The organism is Actinosynnema pretiosum, from assembly GCF_002354875.1.
Classification (GTDB): domain Bacteria; phylum Actinomycetota; class Actinomycetes; order Mycobacteriales; family Pseudonocardiaceae; genus Actinosynnema; species Actinosynnema auranticum.
On sequence record NZ_CP023445.1, the window covers coordinates 4,298,634 to 4,314,304 of the forward strand.

The 15,671-nt window shown below is 74.4% G+C and carries 5 protein-coding genes; all 5 read left to right on the top strand.

The window, feature by feature from the left end:
• The first annotated feature begins 9 nt into the window (after positions 1–9).
• The 5 genes from CNX65_RS18340 to CNX65_RS18360 all read left to right on the top strand — a co-directional run bounded on the left by CNX65_RS18340 (position 10) and on the right by CNX65_RS18360 (position 15,652).
• A complete protein-coding gene (locus CNX65_RS18340; protein ID WP_096494692.1) occupies positions 10–1,908 on the top strand; it encodes an AMP-binding protein in 1,899 nt (632 codons plus the stop codon).
• Positions 1,909–2,164: 256 nt separating this feature from the next.
• On the top strand, positions 2,165–11,314 hold the full coding sequence (locus tag CNX65_RS18345; RefSeq protein ID WP_096494694.1) for a non-ribosomal peptide synthetase: 9,150 nt from the start codon (positions 2,165–2,167) through the stop codon (positions 11,312–11,314).
• 90 nt (positions 11,315–11,404) lie between these two features.
• Entirely contained in the window at positions 11,405–12,076 is a 672-nt protein-coding gene (locus CNX65_RS18350) for a GPR1/FUN34/YaaH family transporter (protein WP_096494696.1), read from the top strand.
• A gap of 34 nt (positions 12,077–12,110) precedes the next feature.
• Positions 12,111–14,813, top strand: a complete 2,703-nt coding sequence (locus CNX65_RS18355; RefSeq protein WP_232519896.1) for an alpha/beta fold hydrolase — start codon at positions 12,111–12,113, stop codon at positions 14,811–14,813.
• Complete coding sequence (locus tag CNX65_RS18360) at positions 14,810–15,652, top strand: ABC transporter permease subunit (protein ID WP_096494698.1); 843 nt, start codon at positions 14,810–14,812, stop codon at positions 15,650–15,652. Before CNX65_RS18355 ends, CNX65_RS18360 begins: the two co-directional genes overlap by 4 nt.
• Positions 15,653–15,671: the final 19 nt, after the last annotated feature.

Consider the following 15,671-nt stretch of genomic DNA (forward strand, 5'->3'; position numbering starts at 1 on the left):
AGCTCTCCGATGTCGTCCTCGCGCACCCTGGTCCACGTCCTGCTCGACCACGCCTCGGAGCGCGGCGACCAGGTCGCCTACGAGTTCCTGCACGACGACGGGCGCGTGTCGGCGATGACCTACGGGGAGCTGGTGGGCCGCGCGGCCTCGGTGGCGGGGCGGGTGCGGGCGGCGGGGGCGGACGGGCCCGCGCTGCTGCTGTTCCCACCGGGGCTGGACTTCGTGGTGGCGGTGTGGGGGTGCCTGCTGGCGGGAGTGCCCGCGGTGCCCGCCTACCCGCCGCTGCTGGGGCCCGCCGAGCGGGTGACGGAGCGCTTCGCGCGGATGCTGGACGACTCGGGCGCCTCGGTGCTGCTGGCCGACCCGCTGGTGCTCGGCGTGCTGGGAACGCCGGACGCGGGCGTGCCCGCGCCCACCGCGATCACCCTGGAGGGCTTGGAGGTCGCCTCACCGGACCTGGACCGGTTGCCGCGCCCGGACGACGTCGCCCTGGTGCAGTACACCTCGGGCAGCACCAGCGCGCCCAAGGGCGTCGTGCTGGAGCACCGGAACCTGGTGGCGAACGTGGAGGCCATCAGCGAGGTCTTCGCGCTCGACCGGACCACGCGGGCGGTGTCCTGGTTGCCCCCCTACCACGACATGGGCCTGATCGGCTTCATCCTGACCCCGGTCCACGGCGGTTTCCCGGTGCGGCTGATGTCGCCGGTGACGTTCCTGCGCGACCCGCTGCTGTGGCTGCGCCAGATCAGCGAGCTCGGCGTCACCCACACCGGCGGCCCGAACTTCGCCTACGACCTGTGCGCGCGTCGGGCGGGGGACGAGGACCTCGGCGATCTGGACCTGAGCAGTTGGCGGTTGGCGTTCAACGGGGCGGAGCCGATCCGCCCGGCGACGCTGTCCCGGTTCACCGCCCGGTTCGCGGCGCACGGGTTCCGGGGGCGTTCGTTCCTGCCGTGCTACGGGCTGGCCGAGGCCACGCTGATCGTCACCGGCAGGCGGTGGTCGCCGTCGGACGGGCTGGTCGACGGCCGGGTCGACTGCGGGCCGGTGGTGCGCGGGCACCGGCTGGCCGTGGTCGACCCGGACACCCTGGCGCCGCGGCCGGACGGCGTCGAGGGGGAGCTGCTGCTGGCGGGGCCGAGCGTCACGCGCGGGTACTGGAACGACACCGGGGTCGCCGAGGAGGAGCTGTTCGCGGAGCTGGACGGCGAGCGGTACCTGCGCACCGGCGACCTCGGGCTGCTGCGCGCGGGCAACCTGGTGGTGACCGGCAGGCGCAAGGACGTGCTGATCCAGCACGGGGTCAACCACCACGCGCACGACCTGGAGGCCGCCGCGACGGCGGTGGCGGGCGTGCGGCCGACCGCGGCGGCGTTCACCGGGGCCGAGGAGGAGGTGGTCGTGGCGGTCGAGGTCGCGGCGAGCGCGGACGCCGACGCCGTCTCCTCCGGGGTGCGCGAGCGCGTGCTGGCCGCGACCGGTGTCCGGGTGGACGCGGTGGTGCTGTGCGCGCCGCGCAGCATCCCCCGCACCACGAGCGGGAAGGTGCAGCGGTCGCTGGCGCGGTCCCGGTTCCTCGGCGGCGAGCTGTCCGGTCGGGTGGTGGTGGCCGAGGCCGCGCCCGCGGCGGACGACTCGGCCGTCGTGGCGTTCTTCGCGTCGGTGTTCGCCGTGGTGTGCGAGGTGCCGCGGTGCGGTCCCGAGCAGACCCTGAGCAGCATCGGCGGCGACTCGATCCGGGCGGCCGAGATCGCCGCGGTGACCGAGGACGCCCTGTCGCTGGCGGTGCCGGTGGAGGTCGTCCTGGACGCCCAGTCCCCGAGGGAGCTGACCGCGCGGCTGACCGCGCTGTGGGCGGCCGAGGGCGTCGACGAGGCCGATGTGGTGGCGCGCCTGAGCGCGGTGTAGGCCGGGGCGCCCGCGACGGGGCCCTCGGGACGCGCCCGGTCCCGCCGCGGGAACGCGCGGGGACGGTGGCGCGCGGCCTGCGGTCCGCTCGACGGCGCGATTCGCGGTCGCCCCGCCGGGCCGGGCGACCGGGTGCACCGCACCGGGGAACCGGTGCGCGGGATGGGCGTGGCGGGCCGGGGTTCGACGGCCGGGAGCTGTCGACCCCCTCTTCCCACCGCCACCACGACACGTCTGATTCGGAGGGGCCGGTCCAGTGACTGACACAGCGCACGGCAGGAGCACGGCGGCACGGCTGGTCGAGCGCTGGCGCGCGCGTCGCGCCGCCCCCGGCCCCGACTTCTCGGTGACCCCGGCGCAGCTCGGGCTGCGCCTCTTCGAGGAGATCCACCCCGGCACGGCGGCCAACGTGCTGTCCTTCGTCGCCGAGGTCGGCGGAACGCTCGACCTGGACCGGCTCGGCGACGCGCTGGCCCGGCTGTCCGAGCGGCACCCGGTGCTGCGGGCGGTGTTCGCCCCCGGAGCGGCCACCTGGTCGCCGCTGCCGGGGCCGGTCGGGCTGGAACTGCGCGCGTCCGACTCCCGCGCCGACGCGCTCGACGTGGCACGACGAGTGGCGGCCGAGCCGGTGGACCTGGCGGTGGGGCCGCCGTGCCGGGTGGTGGCGCACCGGCACCCGCGCGGCCTGCTGCTGCAACTGGTGGCGCACCACGTCGTGGCCGACGGCTGGTCCCTGGGCGTGTTCCTGGGTGAGCTGTGCGCGGCGTACGCGGGCGCGGAGCTGCCGCCCGCCGGGATCGCCCAGCCCGCGGCGAAACCGGTGTCCGAGGCGGACCTGCGGTACTGGCGCGATGCGCTGGCCGGGGCGGTCCCGGTGGGGCTGCCCACCGACCGGCCGCGCTCGGCGCGGCGCAGGTTCGGCTCGGCGGGCGTGCCGGTGGCTGTCGACGGGACGACGGCGAGCGCGGTGGCGGGGTTGGCGGCCGAGGAGGGCGCCACCCCGTTCATGGTGCTGCTGACGGCGCTGCACCTGGTGCTGGCGCGCACGACCGGGCGCGAGGACCTCGTGGTGGGCTCGGCGATGGCGACGCCGGAGCGGCACGCGGCCCCGACCGCCGTGGGACCGCTGGTGACCATGGTGGCACTGCGCACCGACGGTTCGGGCGCCCGCACGGGCCGGGACCTGCTGCGGGCGGTGCGAGCGACCTGCCTGGGAGCCTACGGCCGCGCGCACGTGCCGTTCGAGGACGTCGTGGCGCAGGCGGGAGCCGGGCGCGAGTCGGTGTTCGACGTGCTGCTCGTGCTGCAACCGGCACTGCCCCGGTTCGAGCTGGAGGGGCACGAGGTGCGCCCGGTGGCGCTAGCCCCCTCGGGGGTGCGGCACGACCTGGAGCTGTACCTGTGGCAGGCGGAGGACGGCTTGTCGGGGACGCTGGGCTACGACCCGGACCTGTTCGACGAGGTGACGGCGAGGACCTTCGCGCGACGCCTGGGCAGGGCGGTGGCGTCGCTGGTGGCCGCCCCGGACGCGGACGTGGCGGAGCTGGAGGTGCGCGCCCCGGAGGAGTTGGCGGCGCTGGCGCGGTGGGCGAGCGGACCACCGGTGGCGGAGTCGGGGCTGTGCCTGCACGAGCTGGTGGAGTCCCAGGTGGACCGCACCCCCGACGCCACCGCCCTGCGCACCAACGAGGAAACCCTCACCTACGCCGAACTCGACCAGCGCGCCAACTCCCTCGCCCACCACCTCATCACCACCCACCACACCCGACCCGGCGACCTCATCGCCGTCTGCCTGCCCCGCACCGCACACCTGATCACCACACTGCTCGCCATCCTCAAAACCGGCGCCGCCTACGTCCCCCTCGACCCCCACTACCCCGCACAACGCACCAACCACCTCATCACCGACTCCAACGCCACCCTCCTGATCACCACCTCGCAGCTCGACCCCGGCGATCGGCCGGTGGTGCTGGTCGACGCGCTGGAACCGACCGGTCCCGCGTCCCGCACCGGGCTCCGGCTCTCCCCCTCGGGTCTGGCTTACACGATCTACACCTCGGGCTCGACCGGCCGCCCCAAGGGCGTGATGATCGAACACCGCCAGACCACCGCCATGCTCACCTGGGCGCGCGACACCTTCCCACCCGAGGTGCTCGCCGAAACCCTCGCCGCCACCTCCATCTGCTTCGACCTGTCCGTCTTCGAGATCTTCGCCCCGCTGACGACGGGCGGGACGGTGGTGCTGACCCCCGACAACGCGCTCGACCTCATCCACCACCCCGACGCCTACCGGGACGTGACCCTGATCAACACCGTGCCCTCGGCTGCGGCGGAACTGCTGGCGGCGGACGCGATCCCACCGGGAGCGCGCACGATCAACCTGGCCGGGGAAGCCCTGTCGCCGGGGTTGGTGGCCGGGTTGCTGGCCCTGCCGACCGTCAGCACCGTGAACAACCTCTACGGCCCCAGCGAGGACACCACCTACTCCACCCACGCGATCACGACGCCGAACGACCCCAGAACCCCCATCGGACGGCCGATCCACGGCACCACAGTCCACATCCTGGACGCCAACCTCACCCCCGTCCCCCTCGGAGCCATCGGCGAGCTCTACCTCTCCGGCGCAGGCATCACCCGCGGCTACCACAACCAACCCGCCACCACCGCCGAGAAATACCTCCCAGCACCCAACGGACAACGCCTCTACCGCACCGGAGACCTCGCCCGCTGGCGCACCGACGGACAACTCGACTACCACGGACGAACCGACAACCAAACCAAAATCCGCGGCCACCGAATCGAACCCGAAGAAGTCGAGACCACCCTCCGCGCCCACCCCGAGGTCACCGCCGCCGCCGTCACCGTCCACGGTGGATCTCTGGTCGGCTACGTCGTGGGCGGGGTGAGCGCGGCGGAGGTGCTGCGCCTGGCCCGGACGGCGTTGCCGGAGCACATGGTTCCCGCGCACGTCGTGGTCCTGCCCGAGCTGCCGATGACCCCGAACGGCAAGGTGGACCGCAACGCCCTGCCCGCACCGGTGGTCGAGCCCGCAGGCTCGGTGGCCCCCCGGACGCCTGCCGAGCGCCTGCTGGTCGACCTGTGGGCGGAACTGCTGGGCGTGCGGCAGATCGGCGTCGAGGACGACTTCTTCCGGCTCGGCGGGCACTCCCTGCTCGCCACCCGCCTGGTGCACCGGCTGGGGGAGCACTTGGGCGCGGTGGTTCCGCTGCGCCTGGTCTTCGACCACCCGGTGCTGGAGGACCTGGCCGCGCGCCTGCCGAGCCAGGGGGTGGGCGCGGAAGCGGTGGTGCTGCCCCGTCGAGCGCGGGAGGACGGCACGGTGGTGCTCCCAGCCTCCCCCGGTCAGCGCCGGTTGTGGTTGCTGTGCGCCCTGGACGAGGACGCCAACACCGCGTACCACATCACGGGCGCGGCCCGGATCGGCGGCGGGCTGGACGTCGCGGCGATGGCGTCCGCGCTGCGGGTCGTGGCGGAGCGGCACGAGGCGCTGCGGACGACGCTGCGCGCGGACGACGGCGAGATCACGCAGGTGATCCACCCGACTTGGGAGTGGGACCCGCTGGCGGACGGCCCGGACACCCCCGAGCTGTGGGCGGCGACGACCACGCGCCTCGATCGCGGCCCGCTGTTCCGGGCCCGCGTCCTGACCGCGGGCGCCGACGAGCACGTGCTGCTGGTGTCGCTGCACCACGCGATCGCCGACGGGTGGTCGTTGGGCGTGCTGCTGGACGAGGTGGCGCGCGCGTACCGGGGCGAGGACCTGGGCGCTCCCCCGGTCCAGTACGCCGACGTCGCCGCTTCGCGGGCCGAGCCGTCACCGGAGTCCCTGGACCACTGGCGGGAGCGCCTGGCGGGGGCGGCGGTGCTGGACTTGCCGACCGACCGGCCGCGCGGGGCCCGTCAGACGCACGGCGGCGCGGCGGTGCCGGTGGGGCTGGACGCGGACGCGGTGCGGACCGCGGCGCGGGCGGGCGGGACGACGGAGTTCGCCGTGGTGGCGGCGGCGGTGGCCGTGCTGCTGGCGAAGTCGGCCGGGCAGCACGACGTGACGATCGGCGTGCCGACCACCGGGCGGCGCACCACCGGCTCGGCGGGAGTGGTGGGCTTCCTGGCCGACAGCGTGCCGCTGCGGCAGCGCACCGATGACCGCACCACGCTGGCCGAGGCGCTGGCGGGCGCCCACGCCGGGCTGCTGGACGCGCACCGGTACGACGACGTGCCGTTCGAGCGGCTGGTGCAGCACCTGGCGCCCGAGCGGGACCGGTCGCGCTCGGCGCTGTTCCAGGTGATGGTGGCGGTGGACGCGGACCCGCCGCGCGGGCTGGAGCTACCCGGACTGTCGGTGACCCGGTTGCCGCTGCCCCCTGCCGGCACGCAGTTCGACCTGTCGCTGCACCTGGAGTCGACCGGGGACGCGCTGGACGGGTACCTGACCTTCAACACCGACCTGTTCGACGAGCCGACCGCGGCCCGGTTCACCGGGCGGTTGGCCGAGGTCGTGCGCGCGCTGGCGGTGGCGCCGTCGACGACCGTGGCGAGCCTGGACGTGACCGGTCCAGGGGAACGCGCGACGCGGGCCGCGCTGGAGACCGGCGTGCCCAGGGCGCCGCGGGGCGGGACCCTGCACGGTCTGGTGGAGTCCCAGGTGGACCGCACCCCCGACGCCACCGCCCTGCGCACCAACGAGGAAACCCTCACCTACGCCGAACTCGACCAGCGCGCCAACTCCCTCGCCCACCACCTCATCACCACCCACCACACCCGACCCGGCGACCTCATCGCCGTCTGCCTGCCCCGCACCGCACACCTGATCACCACACTGCTCGCCATCCTCAAAACCGGCGCCGCCTACGTCCCCCTCGACCCCCACTACCCCGCACAACGCACCAACCACCTCATCACCGACTCCAACGCCACCCTCCTGATCACCACCTCGACCACCGGGGCACCGGTCTCGGGGCGTCCGACCGCGCTGGTGGACGAGCTGGAACCGGGACGGGGCGACCTGCGGCCGAACGTCCCGGTGGCGCCGGAGAGCCTGGCTTACACGATCTACGCCTCGGGCTCGACCGGCCGCCCCAAGGGCGTGATGATCGAACACCGGCAGACCACCGCCATGCTCACCTGGGCGCGCGACACCTTCCCACCCGAGGTCGTGGCAAGGACGCTGGCCTCGACGTCGATCTGCTTCGACCTGTCCGTCTTCGAGATCTTCGCCCCGCTGACGACGGGCGGGACGGTGGTGCTGACCCCCGACAACGCGCTCGACCTCATCCACAACCCCGACGCCTACCGGGACGTGACCCTGATCAACACCGTGCCCTCGATCGCGAGCGAGCTGCTGGCCGCGAACGCCCTGCCCCCGCAGGCCCGCACGATCAACCTGGCCGGGGAAGCGCTCTCACCCAAGCTGGTCACCGAACTGCTCGCCCTGCCGACCGTCAGCACCGTGAACAACCTCTACGGCCCCAGCGAGGACACCACCTACTCCACCCACGCGATCACCACGCCGAACGACCCCAGAACCCCCATCGGACGACCGATCCACGGCACCACAGCACACGTGCTCGACAACCAACTCAACCCCGTCCCCCTCGGAACCATCGGCGAGCTCTACCTCTCCGGCGCAGGCATCACCCGCGGCTACCACAACCAACCCGCCACCACCGCCGAGAAGTACCTCCCAGCACCCAACGGACAACGCCTCTACCGCACCGGAGACCTCGCCCGCTGGCGCACCGACGGACAACTCGACTACCACGGACGAACCGACAACCAAACCAAAATCCGCGGCCACCGAATCGAACCCGAGGAGATCGAGACCGTCCTCCGCGCACACCCGGAGGTCACCGCCGCGACCGTCGCGGCGCGGGCGGGCCGGTTGGTCGGGTACGTGGTGTCCGAGGGGGTCGGGCACGCGGAGCTGGCCGATCACCTGCGGGCCCGCCTGCCGGAGCAGTTCGTGCCCTCGGTGTTCGTGGACCTGGCCGAACTGCCGATGACGCCCAACGGCAAGGTCGACCGCAACGCACTGCCCGAGCCGACCTCGGCGCGGGCGGAGCTCTCGGGCCGGGCCCCGGAGACGGTCGACGAGCGCTTGGTGGCGCGGGTGTGGGCGGAGGTCCTGGACGTGCCCGAGTCGGCGATCGGCGTCGACGACGACTTCTTCCGGCTCGGCGGGCACTCCCTGCTCGCCACCCGCCTGGTGCACCGGCTGGGCGCGGCGCTGGGCGCGGCGGTGCCGCTGAGCCTGGTCTTCGACCACCCGTCGGTAGCCGGGCAGGCGCGCCGCCTGCCGCGTGAGCGCGTCGAGCCGATCCCGGTGCTCGGACGGGTCGCAGGCCCGGACGGCTCGGTGGTGCTGCCCGCGTCGGCGGGCCAGCAGCGGTTGTGGGTGCTGTGCCAGCTCGACCCGGACGCCAACCGGGCCTACCACATCACGGGGGCCGCGGAGGTCGACGGCGCGCTGGACGTCGGTGTGCTGGCCGAGGCGGTGCGGCGGGCGGCGGTGCGCCACGAGGCCCTGCGCACGGTGCTGCGCGAGGTGGACGAGGAGCTGGTGCAGGTGGTGTCGCCCGAGCCACGTGCCGGGTTGGTCGAGGGCGACTGGGCCGACGAGCTGGCGCGCCCGCTGAACCTGGGCGGCGGGCGGGCGCTGTGGAAGGCGGTGCTGACCCGCACGGGCCCCGACCGGCACGTCCTGGGGGTGAGCCTGCACCACGCGATCGCGGACGGCTGGTCGGTGCGGGTGCTGCTGGGCGAGATCACCGAGCAGTACCGGGCCCTGCTGACCGATCCGGCCGCGGCCGAGCCGGAGGCGGCGCCGGTGCAGTTCGCCGACGTCGCCGCGTGGCAGGCGGGTCGGAGGGGCGATCTGGCGCACTGGGTGGAGGCCTCGCGCGGGGCGCCGCCGCTGGCGCTGGCCACCGACCGGCCCAGGCCCGCGCGGCAGACCCACGGCGGGGCGGCGGTGCCGCTGGACCTGCCGGTTGCGGAGCTGCGCGCGGTGGCCTCCGGCGCGGGCACGTCGGTCTTCGCCGTGCTGGCGGCGGCGGTGGCCGTGGCGCTGGCGGCGGGCGGCGGGTCCCGCGACATCACGGTGGGCACCCCTGTGTCCGGCCGCGAGCACCCGGACACGGTGGGGGTGCTCGGCTTCCTGGTCGACACCCTGCCCCTGCGGCTGCGCGCGGAGCCCACCATGACGCTGGCGCAGGTCGTGGCCGCCGCGACGGAAGCGGCGCGCGCGGTGGCGCGGCGCGGTCACGTGAGCTTCGCGGACCTGGTGCGCGAGCTGGCCCCGGAGCGGGACCAGAGCCGCAGCCCGGTCTTCCAGGTGATGGTGGCGGTCAACGGCACCCCCGGCGCCTACGAGCTGCCCGGCCTGCGCGTGCGCCCGGTCCCGGTGGCGCCGACCGCGACGCCGTTCGACCTGGTGTTCCAGGTGGAGGAGGACGGGGAGCGGGTCGACGGCTGGCTGGTGCGCAACACCGACCTGTTCGACGAGTCCACCGCCCGGTTGCTGGTCCGGCGGGTCGGGACCGTGGTCGAGGCGATGGCCGCCGCGCCGCTGACCGCGCTGGCGGAGCTGGACGTGCGCCCCGCCGACGAGCGCGCGCGGGCGGAGGACCTGGCGCGGGGCGTGCCGCAGGCCCCGTCCGGGACGTGCGCGCACGAGCTGGTGCAGGCCCAGGTGGACCGGACCCCGGACGCGATCGCCTTGCGCGCGGGAGACGGGAACCTGACCTACGCCCAGCTCGACCGCGCGGCCAACCGGCTGGCGCACCGGCTGCGCGGGCTGGGTGTGGGGCCGGAGGACCGGGTCGCGGTGTGCCTGCCGCGCACGAGCCGCCTGGTGGTGTCGTTGCTGGGGGTGCTCGCCTCGGGGGCGGCCTACGTGCCGGTCGACCCGGCCTACCCCGCGGAGCGGATCGAGCTCCTGCTCGCGGACTCCGGCGCGGCGGTGCTGATCACCGACGAGGGCGGTCCTGCCCCTGACGGGGTCGTCGTGCTGCGCTCGGCGGTCGAGGACGGGCCGGTCGAGCGGGTGGCCTCCGGGGTCGGGGCTGACAACCTGGCCTACGTCATCCACACCTCGGGTTCGACCGGCCGCCCCAAGGGCGTGATGATCGAACACCGCCAGACCACCGCCATGCTCACCTGGGCGCGCGACACCTTCCCACCCGAGGTGCTCGCCGAAACCCTCGCCGCCACCTCCATCTGCTTCGACCTGTCCGTCTTCGAGATCTTCGCCCCGCTGACGACGGGCGGAACCATCACCCTCGCCCCCGACAACGCGCTCGACCTCATCCACAACCCCGACGCCTACCACCACCTCACCCTCGTCAACACCGTGCCCTCGGCTGCGGCGGAACTGCTGGCGGCGGACGCGATCCCACCGGGAGCGCGCACGATCAACCTGGCCGGGGAAGCGCTCTCACCGGCGCTGGTCGACCAGCTCTACCAGCACCCCGTCCTGGACACCGTGAACAACCTCTACGGCCCCAGCGAGGACACCACCTACTCCACCCACGCGATCACCACCCCCAACGACCCCAGAACCCCCATCGGACGACCGATCCACGGCACCACAGTCCACATCCTGGACGCCGACCTCACCCCCGTACCCCTCGGAGCCATCGGCGAGCTCTACCTCTCCGGCGCAGGCATCACCCGCGGCTACCACAACCAACCCGCCACCACCGCCGAGAAATACCTCCCAGCACCCAACGGACAACGCCTCTACCGCACCGGAGACCTCGCCCGCTGGCGCACCGACGGACAACTCGACTACCACGGACGAACCGACAACCAAACCAAAATCCGCGGCCACCGAATCGAACCCGAAGAAGTCGAGACCACCCTCCGCGCACACCCCGGAGTCCTCCAAGCGGCGGTCGCCGCCCGCGGCGGTTCGCTGGTCGGCTACGTCGTGGGCGACGTCGATCCCGGCGAGGTGCTGCGCACCGCCAGGGCCGCGCTGCCCCCGGCGCTCGTCCCGACCCGGCTGGTGGCGCTGGCCGCCATGCCGATGACCCCCAACGGCAAGGTCGACCGCAACGCACTGCCCGAGCCGACCTCGGCGCGGGCGGCAGGCGGCCCGCCGCGCACGGCGAACGAGCGCCTGGTGGCCGAGATCTGGACCGAGCTGCTGGAGCTGGACGAGCTCGGGGTGGATGACGACTTCTTCGCCGTGGGCGGGCACTCCCTGCTGGCCAGCCGGGTGGTCAGCCGCATCGCGGCGCGCACGGGGACCAGGTTGCCGCTGCGCGCGGTGTTCGACCACCCCACGGTGGCGGGCCTGGCCTCGCACCTGCCGGAAGTCGCAGCCCCGGTGACGATCCCCAGGGTCCGCCGCACCCCCCACCAAGGACAGCGGACCCGCTGAGACCGGTCGGAGACCGCGGGTGAGACCACCGTGATAACCGGTCTCCCTAGCGTTCTACGAGCCGCACCCACTCGCGCAGGAGGACGGTCCATGACCACCGCAGAGATCAAGCAGTCAGCCACAGGCGCCACCACGGCCGAGCACCGGTCCTCCGGGACCGGGGCGGACAACCCCGCCCTGCTGGGCCTGCCGGCGCTGATCACCGGTTCGCTGTCGCTGGTGCTGTACCTGACCGACTTCCGCAGCGCGGGCAACTCGCTCGCCGCGTCGCTGCCGGTGATGGTGCTCTCCAGCGGCGTGCTGTCGATGATCGCGACGGTGTGGGCCGCCAGGATCGGCCAAGGCCACTTCGCGGCGGTGTGGGGGCTGTTCAGCACGTTCTGGTTCAGCTTCTCCGCGCTCACCCTGGGCCTGGGGCACGACTGGTACGGCGACCTGGCCAACCTGGAGCAGCGCAACGCCCACGCCAGCTTCGTGTTCGCCTGGTTGATCGTGCTGACCGCCTTCACCCTGACCACGCTGCGGCTGCCCAAGTCGTACACGATCCTGTTCGTCGGCATCGACCTGGTGCTGCTGGGCATGTTCCTGTCGATCATCCAGGCCGCGGCCAACCCCCAGGCCGGGGACCCGGCGGTGCTGACGGCAGCCAACCTGGGCATGTTCCTGTTCATCGGCTTCAGCGCCTGGATCTTCGCCGGGGCCATGAACGAGGCCACCGGCGGGCGCCCGTTCCGGCTGGGCCGTCCGTTCGTCAAGCGCTGACGGCGTCGTGGCGCCCGGTGCGCTGGGGGTGGGTGTGAAGCGGGCACTGGCAGTGGTGGGCGTGCTGGCGGTCGTGGGCGCGCTGCTCTCCACGGCCCCGCAGGAGCGGGCGGACGGCGGGGTGCGCGTGGAGCACGCCGCGGTGGAGGTGCCTGCGGGGCCCGGCGCGTCCGGGCCGATCCGGTTGGACACCAGCCTGTACCTGCCCGCCGCCACCCCGGCGCCCGCGGTGCTGCTGGCCCACGGCTTCGGCGCCGACAAGCACGCGGTCGACGCCGAGGCCGTGGAGCTGGCCGAGGCGGGCTTCGTGGTGCAGACCTACTCGGCGCGCGGGTTCGGCGACAGCGGCGGCCTCATCGGGCTGAACGACCCAGACGGCGAGGTCGCCGACGCCCGCCGCCTGCTGGACCGGTTGGCCGGGCGCCCCGAGGTGCTGCTGGACGCGCCCGGCGACCCGCGCGTTGGGGTGACCGGCGTGTCCTACGGGGGCGCGCTGGCACTCATGCTGGCGGGCTCGGACCCCAGGGTCGACTCGGTGGCCCCGGTGATGACCTACAACGACCTGGCGCTGAGCCTGGCGCCGAACTCGGCGAGCGGCGGTGCGGGCTCGGCGGGCACCCCGGCCGAGGGGCCCGCAGCGGCGGACGGCGTGTTCAAGCGGGCGTGGGCGGGAATCCTGTTCTCGGCGGGGGCCGACGCGCTCGACCCGGCGCGGGCGGGTTCCGCGCGGCCGTGCGGCCGGTTCACCGAGGCGGTGTGCCGGGCCTACACCGAGCTGGCGACGACGGGCGCCCTGGGCGAAGCGGGGCTGGCCGCGCTCCACCGGCTCTCCCCCACGTCGGTCACCGACCGGATCAGCGCGCCGACCCTGCTGGTGCAGGGTGAGTCGGACACCCTGTTCGGCCTGGACCAGGCCGACGCCACCGCGAGGCAGCTGCACGCGGCGGGCGCGCCGGTGCAGGTGGTGTGGTTCGCGGGCGGGCACGACGCGGGCAAGCCCGACGCGCGGTTGCGGGCCGACATCGGCGGGTGGTTGCGGGCCAGGCTCAGCGGTGACGTCCCGGACCCGTTCGGCCGGTTCCACTACGACGTGCAGGGCGCCGTGCGCCCCGAGGGGGCGGTCTCCGTCCGGCAGGTGCGCGCGGAGTCCTACCCCGGCCTGGGCGGTCCGGCCGTCACCCGCCACGAGGTGCCCGTTCCGGGGGACGAGCGGATCGTGGTGAACCCGCCCGGCGGCTCCCCCTCGGCGATCAGCGCCATCCCCGGCGTCGACCCCTCGGTGGCGGGCGGCCTGCTGGAGGGCGTCGTGGGCGGGGATCCACCGGGGCAGTCGGCCGGGTTCCGGTCGGAACCGGTGGACGCCCAGCTGCTGATCACCGGGTCGACCACGGCCAGGCTGCGGGTGTCCTCCACCGACGGCGGTGGCGGTCTGCTGTTCGCGCGCCTGTACGACGTCGCGCCGACCGGCGCGCGCACCCTGCCCTCGGGGGCCGTGGCGCCGCTGCGGCTTCCCGACCTGCCCGCCGACGGGACGGCGGTGGAGGTGACCGTGACCCTGCCGGGCGTGGTGCGCCCGGTGGAGGCCGGGCACCGGTTGGAGCTGTCGATCAGCACGACGGACCTGGTCTTCGACAGCGCGACCGAGCCCGCCGCCTACCGGGTGTCGGTCGTGGGCCCGCTGCGGGTGCCCGTGGTGGCCGCCGCGCAGGTGGGCACCGCGCTGCCGGTGGGGTCGCTGCTGGGATTGGCGCTGGTCGCGGTCGCGGTGCTCGTGGCGTTGCTGGTCGCCCGCGCGCGCCGCGGCGGTGTCGACTTCGACCCGGCGCTCGCGGACACGCCGCTGCTGGTCGAGGGGCTGGTCAAGCGGCACCAGACCGGGGCGCCCGCGGTCGACGGGCTGGACCTGCGGGCCGAACGCGGCCAGGTGGTCGCGCTGCTGGGCCCGAACGGCGCGGGCAAGAGCACCACGCTGTGCGCGCTGCTGGGGCTGACCACCCCCACCGAGGGCGTGATCCGGGTCTTCGGGCACCGGGTGCGGCCAGGCGCGCCGGTGCTGTCGCGGGTGGGCGCCTTCGTGGAGGGGGCCGGTTTCCTGCCGGAGCTCACCGGCGCGGAGAACCTGCGCCTGCACTGGGCGACCACGGGCAGGCCGGAGCGGTTGGCGCACCTGGCCGAGGCGGTGGAGGTGGCGGGGCTGGGCGAGGCGCTGGACCGCAAGGTCGGCTCCTACAGCCAGGGGATGCGCCAGCGCCTGGCCATCGCCCGAGCGGTGCTGGGGCTGCCCGACCTGCTGGTGCTGGACGAGCCCACCAACGGGCTGGACCCGGCCCAGATCACCCGGCTGCGGGAGGTGCTGCGCCGGTACGCGACGACCGGGCGGACGGTGCTGCTGTCCTCGCACCTGCTCGCCGAGGTCGAGCAGACCGCCACGCACGTCGTGGTGGTGAACCGGGGCAGGGTGCTGGCGCACGGGCCGGTGGCGGCGGTCGTCGCGGACGGCGGGAGAGCCGGGTTCACCGTGGACTCGCCGGAGCGGGCCGCCGGGGTCCTCGGCGCGCTGCCGGGGGTGGCGCGGGTGCGGGTGGCCGGGTCCGAGGTGCACGTCGACCTGGGAGCGGTGCCGCGCGCCGAGGCGGTGGCCGCGCTGGTGGGCACGGGCGTGGCGGTGGACCGGGCCGGGCCCAGGCACAACCTGGAGGACGTGTTCCTGCGGCACGTGGAGGAGGGCGCCTCGTGAACGGCGCGGCAGAGGGTTTCCGGCCCGCCGGGGCGCTGCGGGTGCGGGTGGAGCTGCGCAGGCAGTTGCGCAGGCGGCGCACGGCGCTGGTGCTGGCGCTGTCCTCGGCGGTGCCGCTGGTGCTGCTGGTGTCGTTCGCGCTCGGCGGCGAGCGGACCGAGCCGGGGGTGGTGGACTACTCGGAGCTCGCGGCCAGCGGTGCGGCCAACTTCGTGGTGTTCTGCCTGTTCGTGGCGGGCACCTACCTGCAACCCGTCACCGTGGCGCTGTTCTTCGGCGACGCGGTGGCGGGCGAGGCGGCTCGGGGCAGTCTGAAGTACCTGCTGGCGGTGCCGGTGGGGCGGGGCGCGCTGCTGGCCCGCAAGGCGCTGGTGGCTGCGGTGCTGTCGGCGGCGTCGTTGGCGGTGCTGCCGCTGACGGCGCTCACCGCCGGGGTGGCGTGGTACGGGCTCGGCGACCTGACCAGCCCGACCGGGGACACGGTGTCGTTCGCGCGGAGCCTGCCCCTGCTGGGGGTGGCGGTGCTGTACTCGGTGGCGCAGCTGTCGTGGGTGGCGGCGCTGGCGCTGCTGCTGTCGGTGGCGACGGACGTGCCGCTGGGGGCGGTGGGAGGCGCGGTGCTGGCAACCATGGTGTCGCAGATCCTGGACCAGGTGGGCGCGCTGGGATCGGTGCGGGAGTTCCTGCCGACCCACCGGTCGTGGTCCTGGATGGACGTCGTGGCCACCCGGCCCCACTGGGACGGGGTGGCCGAGGGGTTGCTGGTGTCCTCGGTGTACGCGGCGGTGTTCGCGACAGCGGCGGTGTGGTGGTTCGGCCGCAAGGACGTCCGGGGCTGAGGAGGGCCGGGAGCGGCCG